The sequence below is a fragment of the Paenibacillus sp. 2KB_20 genome (assembly GCF_052115765.1).
GTDB lineage: Bacteria > Bacillota > Bacilli > Paenibacillales > Paenibacillaceae > Paenibacillus_AQ.
Window position 1 is genome coordinate 149,074 of the sequence record NZ_JBFRHH010000002.1, and the last position, 12,212, is coordinate 161,285.

Here is a 12,212-nt window from a genome sequence, read left to right on the forward strand (position 1 = left end):
AAGAATTGTCATGTTTATAAGATATGCTATTGCTGTGTCCAGGTCAAAACGATACAAGAAAGGAGCCCTCATGATGTGCAACCACATAGAACAGTTCATCAAGGTAAACGGTGCCCGAAACAAAAACCTGCGTAACGTGAGCCTGACCATTCCCAAAAAACAAATCACGGTATTCACCGGCGTGTCCGGTTCCGGCAAATCCGCCATGGTCTTCGATACGATTGCCACGGAATCCCAGCGTCAGCTGAATGAGACGTATTCCAGCTTTATCCGTCATCGCCTCCCGCATTACGGGCAGCCTGAGGTCGATTCGGTTGAGAACCTGTCGGTCGCGATCGTAGTCAATCAGAAAAGAATCGGCGGCAATGCCCGTTCAACCGTGGGAACCATCACCGATATCCATTCCTTGCTGCGCTTGTTATTCTCCCGGATCGGCCGGCCCTTCGTCGGATATTCGGACGTATTTTCCTTTAACAACCCGCAAGGCATGTGCCCTCATTGCGAGGGACTGGGCAAAGTGAACAGCTTTCGGATCGAGAACTTGATCGATAAGGAGAAATCGCTGAACGAAGGCCCCATCCGGTTCCCGACATTCCGGCCGGGGGAGTTCCGCTGGAAGCGTTATGTCGCCACAGGCCTGTTTGATAATGATAAGAAGCTGAAGGATTACAGCGAGGAAGAATGGGACACGCTGCTGTACAAAACCGGCTTTAAACCGCCGAACCCGACGGAGGAATGGCCGCCCACCTCGTATTATGAAGGCATTATCCCCCGATTCGAGCGGACATTCCTGAGTAAGGATTCACGGGATGCGAGGACATATAGGGAAGCCATCGATCAAGTGGTGGCCGAGACCGCCTGCCCGTTATGCCACGGCGGAAGACTGAATCAGGAGGTGCTCTCCTGCAAAATCAACGGAACCTCCATCGCCGACTGTGCACGGATGCAGGTCAATGAGTTGATCGCCTTTTTGCACACAATCCAGGATCCGGCGGCAGAAACCATCGTGGAAACCTGCATAACTCGGCTGGAGCAGCTGCTTCTGGTCGGGATCGGCTACCTGACGATGGATCGGGAAACCTCGACCCTGTCCGGCGGCGAGTCCCAGCGCATCAAAATGGTCCGCCAGCTGGGGAGCAGCTTGACGGATTTAACGTATATTTTTGACGAGCCCAGCATCGGCCTGCATCCGCACGATGTGCACAACATGAACCGCCTGCTGCGACAGCTTCGGGATAAGGGAAACACGGTCATCATCGTGGAGCATGATCCCGACGTCATCCGGATTGCGGATCATATTGTAGATATGGGACCCCGAGCCGGCTCCGCTGGCGGTACGATCGTGTATGAGGGGGATCCGGAAGGGTTGCAGCACGCCAACACACTGACAGGTAAATATCTCAGTCAACGCGCCCGGTTAAAGTCCTCGGTCCGGGAGCCGGCCGGATGGCTGCACATTGAGGACGCCTCCCTTCACAATCTGAAGCAGGTGTCTGTGAGCATTCCAGCCGGGGTGCTGACGGTGGTAACAGGCGTTGCCGGGTCAGGCAAAAGCACGCTCATTAACCAGGTGCTGCCGAACGTTTATCCGGAGGCCATCATTATTAATCAGGACATGATTCAGGCATCCAACCGCTCCAATATTGCTACGTTTACCGGCATTTTTGATGCCATTCGCAAGCTGTTCGCCGACGAGAATCAGGTAAGCCCATCCCTGTTCAGCTTTAATGCCAAGGGGGCTTGTCCGGTGTGCAACGGCTCCGGCACGATTACGATGGATCTGGCTTTTATGGACAGCCTGGTTACCGTTTGCGAAGCCTGCCGAGGCCGCCGCTTTCATGATGACGTTCTGCGCTATCAACTTCGCGGTAAAAACATCAGTGACGTACTCGCTATGACCACCGACGAAGCGCTGGATTATTTTGCGGAAAAGGGCATCGTATCCGCGCTTCAGCGTATTCAGCATGTTGGACTGGGCTACTTGACGCTCGGTCAGCCCTTAAGCACGCTGTCGGGAGGGGAACGGCAGCGGGTGAAGCTGGCGGCAGAGCTTGATAAGAAAGGTGAAATTTATGTGCTTGACGAACCCTCGACAGGCCTCCATCTGTCCGATTGCGAGCGGTTAATGTCCATCATCAACCGCCTTGTCCGTCAGAACAGCACGGTCATTGTGATCGAGCATAATCTGGATATCATCAGCCAGGCCGATTGGATTATTGACATGGGACCCGGCGCGGGGCAAGACGGCGGGAATATCCTGTTCTCTGGCAAACCGGCCGATCTGCTGAAGAACCCGCATTCCCTAACAGCCAGATATTTACGGCAGTTTCAAACCTAGACATTTACGCCTTCCAGGCTCATTCGGAGGGCATCCTAACGGTCAAAAAGACCCCGAGCACACCTCCTTCCAAGGGGCTCGGGGTCTTTGGGTGTTCCACTGCAATAGACAAGCTGCGACCTACTCCAATATGACGGTCGTATAAGGCGGCAGCGTTAAGCTGCTGCCGTTTAATGTCGCTCTATCATCCGTTGTTTTCGACAAGGATTGGAATGGCGATTCCCCGCTCTTTGCCGCCAAATCGACCGTCTGCTCTTCGCCTGACAGGTTATGGACAACAAGGGCTTTGTTGTCCTGGGTACGGCGGATATAAGCCATCACCAGCCCATTGCCGGAAGTATAGGATTCAATCGTGCCGCTGTTCAGCGCAGGCATATCATTCCGCCAACGGATCAACGTGCGGTACCGGGATAACAGAGAATCCGGGTCGCCCGTCTGCTGCTCCACGCCCTGTACCTGATCACCCCGGTTATGCTTAAGCGGCTCCCAGGTCGTCTGTCTCTTATCGTTGCCCGTATTGGACCAGATCATCGGCTCGCGGATTTGTTCGTCCGGCTTCGCACCCTTCATCCCGATCTCTTCTCCGTAATAGATAAATGGATTGCCCGGCATGGTCAACAGAATGCCGGCGGCCATCTTGGCGTGGTTCTCATCGCCCTTCAGCTGCGACATGACACGGTTCATGTCATGATTCGTCAAGAATGCGGCATCCGTAAACTGGCCGCCTGATACCTGGCTGAACAAACCATAAGTCCGCTCCAGGGTGAAGGCCAGGTTGTTATCCTTCTCGTTCATCGCAGCACCGATGATGCTCTCACCCAGGCTAAAATTGAACCCGGAATCAAACGCTTTATCGAGATACGGGGCAATGACCGCTGCGGAATTATCCCAAATCTCACCTACGATATAAGCGTCCGGGTTCACCTCATTCATGCTGGCGCGGAATTCCTGCCACCAGGCCGTATTCTTGGCCGTGGTTGCCTCGCCCTTATCGGACATCAGATCCTCATAAATATGTTTGGCTGCATCGATCCGGAATCCATCGACACCGAGCTCCAGCCAGAACTTCCCGATATCCTTCATCTCCTCGCGGACCTTGGGATGATCGAAGTTTAGATCGGGCATTCCGCCCCAGAACGTGCCCATGTAATGGGCACCGTTCATCTCATGCCAAGGCGAGCCGCTGCCGGCCGCGCTGGCCCCCGAAGGGGTCTTCCCTTGATCCTCGGCCCAGATGTACCAATCGCGGGTCGCCGAAGCTTTGTCTTTCGCAGCCTGCTTAAACCAGACATGCTCCGTGCTTGTGTGATTGACTACCAAATCCATAATAATTTTGATCCCGCGCTTATCCGCTTCAGCAAGCAGCGTTTTGAAGTCATCAAGCGTCCCGTACTCCGGATGGATGGAACGATAGTCGGTCACGTCATAGCCGTGATAGCTTGGCGAAGGATTGATCGGCATCAACCAAATCCCCGTCACGCCAAGATCGTCAGTAGTGTCCGGATTTCCGTCATTCAGATAATCCAGCTTCTCAATGACGCCTTGTAAATCACCGATCCCATCCCCATCGGAATCATAGAATGAGCGCACGAAAATTTCATAATAGACGTCGGAGGGCTGCTCATCCACCTCCTCTGTCTTCACTGTTGCAGGAACTTTCGGATCCGACTCTTTCGTTTCCGGCGCCGCTGGCGGCTTGGCCTCCTCTTGCTGTGGAGCCGCTGTACCGCTACAGCCTGCCAGCAGACTTCCGGTAAGCGTAATGGCGGCAAGCCATATAGGCAGAGCTCTGCGTTTTCCCCATGTAAAACGTATCACATTATTTACCTCCTGTTCGCTGCAGCAGCAGAAGTTCATCCAGTTACTGCATTTATGTATTCAAATGTATCTCTTCATATCTCTACAGCATTCCGAGAAAGCGCAAACGTTTGTATTCAAAACCACTAGTGTTTTCCAGTAAAACGGTTACATTTCATGGCACAACTTGAATTCCATCTTGTTCCGCCGATAGGCGGCCCATTTTTATCCATCCATATCATAACTCACTTCTTTGTTTTGTTAAATCGTTTGCACAATGCCGTTTTAAGTTGTTTTCCGGACTTTTCTGGCCATAATACCGGCCTTTCTCCAGTTTTCTAACCCTTGCTTCTTTTTTGATGCATTTGTGAAATAATTGCGCTGGACTGACTTGGATACGTATTTACAAGCCTATCGATTAACGTTAATATAGCAGTGTGAAACCGTTTAACTTACCGGATCAATATGGCTTTAGATCAATAGGTATCATGTATACTCAGGGCCTGACAGACCCACAATTAAATAAAGCAGAACGGTCCGCGATTAGCGGAAGTTACTCTTCTGAAGCAAGAGAGAACTCCAGTAGTCGCTTTCTTATTTTCAAAAAAACGCAAACGGTTCCACTGGAGGTCCTATTATGTCTGTAACGATTAAAGATGTCGCAAAACGAGCGGGCGTATCCCCCTCCACCGTCTCGCGGGTGCTTTCCAATCATCCTAGAATCAGCCGCGAAACCTCGCGTAAGGTGAAAGAGATCATGGAGGAAATGGGCTACCATCCCAATATTATGGCCAAGAGCCTTGTTTCCAAAACGACGGAAAGCATATGTGTCATTCTGCCGAAACCTGCGGAAGAATTGTTCCTCAACTTATTCTTCATGGAACTGATCCGCGGTATCGTAACCCAAGCGAACCGCTCCGGATACGACGTCGTTCTCAGTTCGGGCGGCAACGAGAAGGAAGAAGTCGAAGCCGTATCCCGGCTGCTTAACGGTCGCCGCGTCGACGGCGCCATTTTGCTATACTCCAGGCAGGACGATAAGGTGGTTGATTTTCTCAAGTCCAACAACTATCCGTTCGTGCTTGTCGGCCGGAGCGAGAAATACCCGGATCTGTTATCCGTCGATACCGATAATGTGCAGGCTGCCTATGATGCAACCAAGCATCTGATCTCCCTTGGACATCAACGGATCGGCTTTGTCAGCGGCCCGCCTAACCTGATCGTATCTCAGGACCGGATGAAAGGCTATGGCAAAGCGCTTGCCGATGCGGGTCTGGAGATGAGAAAAGAGTGGATTGTGGAAGGCGAGTTCCTTCAGGAGAGCGGCTATCGCGCCATGTCCTTTTTCATGAACCTGCCTGAACGTCCGACGGCGCTTGTCATTGTTGATGATATTGTATCTTTCGGCGTGCTTCGGGGACTGCACGAGCTGGGGTATAAGGTACCCGAAGATGTATCCATTATCAGTTTCAACAATATCTCTTTGACCGAACTATCGACCCCGCCGCTGAGCAGTGTGGACATCGGGATTTATAACCTGGGTTATACCGCTTCCCAAGCGCTGATCCAGACCATTCGAAACGATGACAACACGATACTGCCGCACCGTTATATCATTCCGCACCGGTTGATGATCCGCGAATCCTCGATGTTTTCGCTGCCGAAATCTTAAGGTCCGGATCGAATCGCGGAAGATACACGAAGTATTTCAAAATAAAGAAGCATCGTGGTGCTTCCTTTATTTTTGCAGCTTGGTTCAAACGTTTGCACTAATTCGTTAAGGAGGATGTTCATGTCATCCATATCCGCTTGTTTATTTGATCTTGACGGCGTTCTGGTGGATACCGCCAAGTATCACTACATTGCCTGGAAGCGTCTTGCCGGGGAACTCGGCTTTGAATTCACGGAGCAGGACAATGAACGCCTGAAGGGAGTAAGCCGCATGGCCTCCCTCGATATTCTGCTCGAGGTTGGCGGAGTGAAGCTGGATGAGGCCGCCAAGCTGGCACTGGCCGAGAAGAAGAACGCCTGGTATGTCGAGTATATTTCCAACATGGATGAATCCGAGATTTTGCCTGGAGCCCTCGAATTTATCCAAGCGCTGAAGGACCGCGGCATCAAGGTTGCGCTGGGCTCCGCCAGCAAAAACGCCATGCTGATCCTGAACAATACCGGCCTCACGCCTTACTTCGACGCCATTATCGATGGAACGAAGACTGCCCAAGCGAAACCGGATCCAGAGGTATTTACGATGGGCGCTCATGAGCTTGGCGCCCGGCCTGACGCCTGCGTCGTATTCGAGGATGCTGAAGCCGGTATCGAAGCTGCCACGCGCGCGGGAATGCGCAGCGTCGGCATCGGTTCCCCTGAAACCTTGGGGCGGGCCAACATCGTTCTTCCCTCCCTGGAAGGATTCACAGTGGATCGTCTACAGGAGTTGTAAGCGAATGTGTACACATGCTTACGCCATCCGGTAGTTTCATCTCCCATATAGATCTGCAACCATTTTTCCTAAAAACAAAGGAGCCGATGATTGTGAAACAATATTTAAAGCTTGATGAATGGTCAATTATTGAGGAGGGCTTTGATCCTCACACGCATGAGATCTCGGAGAGTATCTTCAGTATCGGGAATGGATTTATGGGCCAGCGCGCCAACTTCGAGGAATCCTACAGCGGCTCCTCCCTGCAAGGCAGTTATATGGCCGGCGTGTATTACCCGGATAAAACCCGTGTAGGCTGGTGGAAGAACGGTTATCCTGAATATTTCGCCAAAGTGCTGAACAGCACCAACTGGATTGGCATCGGCATTGAAATCGACGGCGCGCCGCTTGATCTGGCTAAGAGCACGGTGAAGAATTTTGTGCGTGAGCTGAATATGAAGGAAGGCTTCCTCTCCCGCAGCTTCACCGCTGTCATGGAAGACGGCAAAGAACTCAAGGTTGAAGCTGTTCGTTTTGTCAGCATTGTACGCCATGAGATTGGTGCCATCCGTTATGCAGTTACCCCACTCAATTTCAGTGGTGAGCTTACGATTACCCCTTATCTCGATGGCGATGTGAAGAACAAGGACTCCAACTATGACGAGAAATTCTGGCTTGAAGTATTCAAGGAAGCTGCGCAAGGTTCGGCCGCATTGACTGTAAAAACCAAGAAGCTCGATTTCCATGTAACCTCCGTCATGTCTTATGCTATTTTAAAGAACGACGAGAAGCTGGAACTTCAAGCGGAACTGGTGGAGAAAGAGAAATATACGGGGAACCGCGTGGGCATACCCGTGTCTGAAGGTGAAGTCATCACCATCTATAAATATGTGGCTAATGTTACTTCCCGCAATCATGGATTCGGCGAATTGGTGGATGCTGCACGTGCTGTGCTGGAGCCGGCGGCCCGGACCGGATTTGAGTTGCTGCTGAAGGAACAGGCCGATGCATGGGGCGATAAATGGAAGGAAAGTGATATCGTCATTGAAGGCGATGTAGCAGCCCAACAAGCGATTCGTTTTAACATCTTCCAGCTGAACCAAACCTACAGCGGCGAAGACGACCGTCTGAATATCGGGCCGAAGGGCTTCACCGGGGAAAAATACGGCGGCAGTACCTACTGGGATACCGAGGCGTATTGCCTGCCGTTCTACTTGAGCACCGCGGATGCCAGCATCTCGCGCAACTTGCTGATTTATCGTTATAAGCACCTGGAAAAAGCGAAGGAAAACGCCAAGAAGCTCGGCTTTACCAAAGGCGCTCTCTATCCTATGGTGACGATGAACGGCGAAGAGTGTCATAACGAATGGGAGATTACCTTTGAGGAAATTCACCGTAACGGGGCGATTGCCTATGCCATCTACAACTATGTCAACTATACCGGCGACTTCTCTTACCTCGGCCAATACGGTCTGGAAGTGCTCGTGGAAATCTCCCGTTTCTGGGAAGAGCGCGTGAATTACGTGCCGGCGAAGGATCAGTATATGATGCTCGGCGTTACCGGTCCGAACGAGTATGAGAACAACGTGAACAACAACTGGTACACAAACCGGATTGCCAGCTGGACGATGGAATACACGCTCGACGTGCTCGAATATTTGAAAGAGAATGAGAATTCCCGCTATGCCGAGCTTACGGCGAAGCTTGGACTCCAGGATGTCGAAACGACCAAATGGCAGGATATCATCAGCAAAATGTACTACCCGGTAGATGAGGAGCTCGGCGTATTCCTGCAGCAGGACGGATTCCTCAACAAGGAGCTTGTTCCGGTGAAGGAACTGGACCCAGTCCACCTGCCCCTGAATCAGAACTGGTCCTGGGACCGCATTCTGCGTTCGGTATACATTAAGCAGGCTGACGTGCTGCAAGGGTTGTTCTTCCTTGGCGATCAGTACGACTTGGCTACGAAAAAACGCAACTTCGACTTCTATGAACCGTTCACGGTACACGAGTCCTCCCTCTCGCCATGCGTACACTCCATTCTCGCGTGCGAGCTTGGGTACCAGGAGAAGGCGTACGAGATGTACCTCCGTACAGCTCGCCTGGATCTGGACAACTACAACAACGATACCGAGGACGGCTGTCATACAACCAGCATGGCGGGAACCTGGATGTCCGTTGTGCATGGCTTCGGCGGTTTGCGCGTGAAGGACGGCGTATTGCATTTGAATCCATTCATTCCAGGCCACTGGTCTTCCTTCTCCTTCAAGGTGATGTTCCGCGGGTCCCGCCTGAAGGTCAACGTCAAAGGCAAGGAAACCATCATCGTGAACGAAACGGATACGCCGGCTGTCCTGAACGTGAATGGCAAGGAATACAGTATCAGCGGATTTGGAGAGGTAACAGCCGCAAGATAACAAGCATGCTTGTTCAATCAATGGCTACCCCGAACTATGTAAAAACAAGAGCCCTGGAGAACACTCCAGGGCTCTTGTTTTTACAGAAAGCGGGCTCCTTCAGACATCATTACTCCTTCTTGAAGGACCCATCTTCATCCATCCCAAGCATCTGTATTGTCCGAACTCAGCCGAAGGCTGCGGCAACCAGATGCCAAAGCTCCGCATCAAGATGGCGGGGGAATTGCCGATTATGTATGCTATGAATAGATTAGTTGAGAATGAGGTCACGCGGAGGCCGTTCAGATGGCTTCCCAAACAAATACCCCTGCGAGAGCTCGATCCCGATTTCTCGGCAAAAATGAAACTCCTCCCGTCTCTCAATGCCTTCAGCCAGCACCATGGCCCCAAAATCATGAGCCATGTTGGTGATCATTTTGAGCTGCTTCTGCTGGGCGGGATTACGATCGCAATGGTCGATCAGACTCCGGTCGATTTTCACATAATCCGGCTTAAGCTTAATCATCTGTTCCAATGTGGAATACCCTGCTCCTACGTCATCCATGGCTACCGAGATTCCATGACTGCGATAAACCTCGAAAATCGATTGCAAATGCTTAACATCATCAATCTTCTCGGTTTCCACGACCTCAAATACGAAATCCCTCGGATCCAGATGGAGCCTGTCTATGGTATTAAAGGTGTGGCTTAGACACATCTCCGCATCATATATGGAGGATGGCAGGAAGTTCACGAATCGCTTCACGCCGATAGGAAGCCACTCGGCACTGGTCTCAATGGCACTGGTTCGTGCTGCCCGGTCCAGAAATGCATGCAATCCGGTTTTACGGGCTGTCTCAAACAGCTCATACGGCTGGAACCTGGCTCCCCACTCTACCGGACGAAGGAGAAATTCGTAGGCCACGATCTGCTCGGATGTATCCACGATGGGCTGCATGTAGCTCGTAAACTGCTTATGTAAAATGATACTCACCATATCGTAATGCTCCATCTGCAGTTCGAACTTCTGCATAGGAGTCCACGAATGCCGGATTTGCGGAGCTTCTCCACCGGTAACACAGAAGGACAGCTCTTGACGAATCTTCAGCGGAAGGGGCTGCAGACACTTCATCATAGAGATCAGGTCCGCACGTACCTTGTAGTTCACAGCACAACCCTCATTGTTCTCTTGTACCGTGTAGCCGTTCACTGCCAGCAACTGAATAAGCTCACCACTTGCAGGCTTCATATGAATGGTCCCCTGGTCCTCAATCGGTTCAAAGGTGCTGCAATTGTCGCAAATCATGTTCGTCCTCCTTGGCAAGCTAGCTCTCACTATGCTTCTTATCGGCATTTTGAATATGATTTCTTTGCATTTTATGGATTTTATATCGAAGTTATGACCTATTTTAAGAGAAATGCGCAAGATTCGTGCAATGATTGCTCCAAATTCTACAAAAATCGACTTATATTGCTTTTAACAACCTATTGTCGATACTATGGTCATACATTCATCTACTCACCTTTTGATCCAAAAGCTGCAGCAGCATCGTCCGCTCTACATCAAAATGCCAGGGGGCGTTCCGTTCCTTCGCCGCATACATCGCTGCATCCGCACGACCAATCAGCTCCTGGTCATTTCTGGCATGATCTGGATAAACCGCAATACCGATACTCGGCGTGGTTCGGACCTCATGCCCTTCCAGCTCGTACGGCTCACTAAGCATCGTCCAGATCTCCTCCGCCATCCAGATCAGCTCCTGATCATCGCCTGCTGGATGGATCATGACGGTGAATTCGTCTCCACCTAAACGGGAAACCAAAACTCCCTTGGATTCGAGTGATTGAAGCCGGTCTGCAACCTTTCGTATCAACAAATCGCCGGCACGGTGGCCGTATCGGTCATTGACTCGTTTGAAACGGTTCATATCCATATACAGCAAGCCTACACGGGAACCTGTGCGGTCCGCCTCCTTCAGCGAACTTGACAGCCTTGCATTAAAATAACGACGATTATACAGACCCGTAAGATCATCGCGATGTGCCAGGGATTCACTCTGTATCAGACTTTCATGCAGTCGATCCAACAAGCGGTCGTTCTCGAACTGGATCAAAATCTGCCGGAATAGGATCAGGATAACGCACAGGGAAAGGCCGGTAAACAGTCCAGTCCACCCTCCAAAATGCTGCGCCATAAGGGCAAACATCCCGCCGAGCACACTGTAGGGAAGCAGGTACCTTACGATCAGGTTTCCGGTTGAACGAGGCTCCCGCTCGCCAACAGATGGATTACGGGTATCAGGAGCGGAATGTCCGCCTGCGAAACTAATGAAAAATACCGATAACGTATAGAGTGGATACAGGTAAGAGCGAACCTCGATATCCAAAAGATCAACGAGATAGATGTACAGAACATCTCCGGCAATAAATGTACTTCCGCCAAGACATAACAGGATGGCCGCCCATTTCCTTAACTGTCCGGTATTAAAATACAACACCATTGTAAAAAAAATAAGTACCATTGCGCACAGTGGATACAGCATGTCCACCCAAAGGTTTCCCCATACTGTCTCATGGGCCAGACCCTGAAGCTCAGGCTTGATGAAATATTCCCATCCTACCGTCATGACCGCTATGCCAACAATCACGATATCCAGCATAAACCGCAGCCCCCGAAACGAACCCTGAACATGCCGGAATAAATAAATGAGAGAACTTGCGAACAGGATAAGTTCGAGCCCCCAGAACAAATGGGTTAGAACTGACAGGAAAGCGCTCTCTTTTCCAAACCAGATATTGCATGCGTGGAGGGTTCGGGCCACTGCCTCCCCCATCAATCCGAGACTCACAATAAGCCAAAACCTGCGAAGATGAACCTCATAACGCCGACGGATCCGCATTAAATAAACGGAAGCGGCTGCAGGAGAAATAATGACTAGTACACGCTGAAGCGATAAAGCATCAGGCATCCACAGAGCGATCATTATCTGAATGAATGCATATATTATGGCGAGTCGAATCCACAGATGATCTGCTGGAGTTGGACTCATAAGCATTCCTCCTCGGCCAAAAGGTAAGCTGGTTCACTTTAAGTGTGTTAGGTCTTTTGAATTAACATATCTATTTCTCATGATACTTTTTGCCCACCCAAAAGTAAAGATGAGGAAATGAAAGAAAAATCATCTTATTAGTCCGTGCACGAACAACATAACACCCACTTGACGTATAGGAATTATATGATAATATTTCAGTCATATCT

The 12,212-nt window shown here is 50.8% G+C and carries 7 protein-coding genes; 4 read left to right on the forward strand and 3 right to left on the reverse strand.

The annotated features are described in order from the left end of the window. Window positions 1–70 precede the first annotated feature (70 nt). A complete protein-coding gene (locus tag AB4124_RS06570; protein WP_441971873.1) occupies window positions 71–2,338 on the forward strand; it encodes an ATP-binding cassette domain-containing protein in 2,268 nt (755 codons plus the stop codon). Window positions 2,339–2,458: 120 nt separating this feature from the next. On the opposite strand, the gene AB4124_RS06575 is transcribed toward AB4124_RS06570, so the two are convergent. Then, window positions 2,459–4,156 carry an alpha-amylase family glycosyl hydrolase gene (locus AB4124_RS06575; protein ID WP_430110669.1) on the reverse strand — a complete coding sequence of 566 codons (1,698 nt, stop codon included), beginning with the start codon at window positions 4,154–4,156 and terminating at the stop codon, window positions 2,459–2,461. Between the two features lie 616 nt (window positions 4,157–4,772). Between AB4124_RS06575 and AB4124_RS06580 the strand changes: the two genes are divergently transcribed. The 3 genes from AB4124_RS06580 to AB4124_RS06590 all read left to right on the forward strand — a co-directional run bounded on the left by AB4124_RS06580 (window position 4,773) and on the right by AB4124_RS06590 (window position 8,974). Further along, window positions 4,773–5,807, forward strand: coding sequence for a LacI family DNA-binding transcriptional regulator (locus tag AB4124_RS06580; RefSeq protein ID WP_076322293.1), 1,035 nt, complete (start codon window positions 4,773–4,775; stop codon window positions 5,805–5,807). A 120-nt stretch (window positions 5,808–5,927) separates the two neighbouring features. Continuing rightward, window positions 5,928–6,578, forward strand: a complete 651-nt coding sequence (gene pgmB / locus AB4124_RS06585) for a beta-phosphoglucomutase (RefSeq protein WP_339269995.1) — start codon at window positions 5,928–5,930, stop codon at window positions 6,576–6,578. A 92-nt stretch (window positions 6,579–6,670) separates the two neighbouring features. Then, window positions 6,671–8,974 (forward strand): glycoside hydrolase family 65 protein, encoded by a 2,304-nt coding sequence (locus AB4124_RS06590; protein WP_441971876.1) that lies wholly within the window; start codon window positions 6,671–6,673, stop codon window positions 8,972–8,974. Between the two features lie 250 nt (window positions 8,975–9,224). On the opposite strand, the gene AB4124_RS06595 is transcribed toward AB4124_RS06590, so the two are convergent. After that, a complete protein-coding gene (locus AB4124_RS06595) occupies window positions 9,225–10,259 on the reverse strand; it encodes an EAL domain-containing protein (protein ID WP_076322295.1) in 1,035 nt (344 codons plus the stop codon). 205 nt (window positions 10,260–10,464) lie between these two features. Then, window positions 10,465–12,003, reverse strand: coding sequence for a diguanylate cyclase domain-containing protein (locus AB4124_RS06600; protein WP_441971879.1), 1,539 nt, complete (start codon window positions 12,001–12,003; stop codon window positions 10,465–10,467). Between the last annotated feature and the right edge of the window lie 209 nt (window positions 12,004–12,212).

What these genes read in the sequence shown, in the direction of transcription:
- AB4124_RS06570 (WP_441971873.1), top strand. Translation starts at nt 71, where the DNA reads ATGATGTGCAACCACATAGAACAGTTCATCAAGGTAAACGGTGCCCGA.
- AB4124_RS06580 (WP_076322293.1), top strand. Translation starts at nt 4,773, where the DNA reads ATGTCTGTAACGATTAAAGATGTCGCAAAACGAGCGGGCGTATCCCCC.
- pgmB (WP_339269995.1), top strand. Translation starts at nt 5,928, where the DNA reads ATGTCATCCATATCCGCTTGTTTATTTGATCTTGACGGCGTTCTGGTG.
- AB4124_RS06595 (WP_076322295.1), bottom strand. Translation starts at nt 10,259, where the DNA reads ATGATTTGCGACAATTGCAGCACCTTTGAACCGATTGAGGACCAGGGG.
- AB4124_RS06600 (WP_441971879.1), bottom strand. Translation starts at nt 12,003, where the DNA reads ATGAGTCCAACTCCAGCAGATCATCTGTGGATTCGACTCGCCATAATA.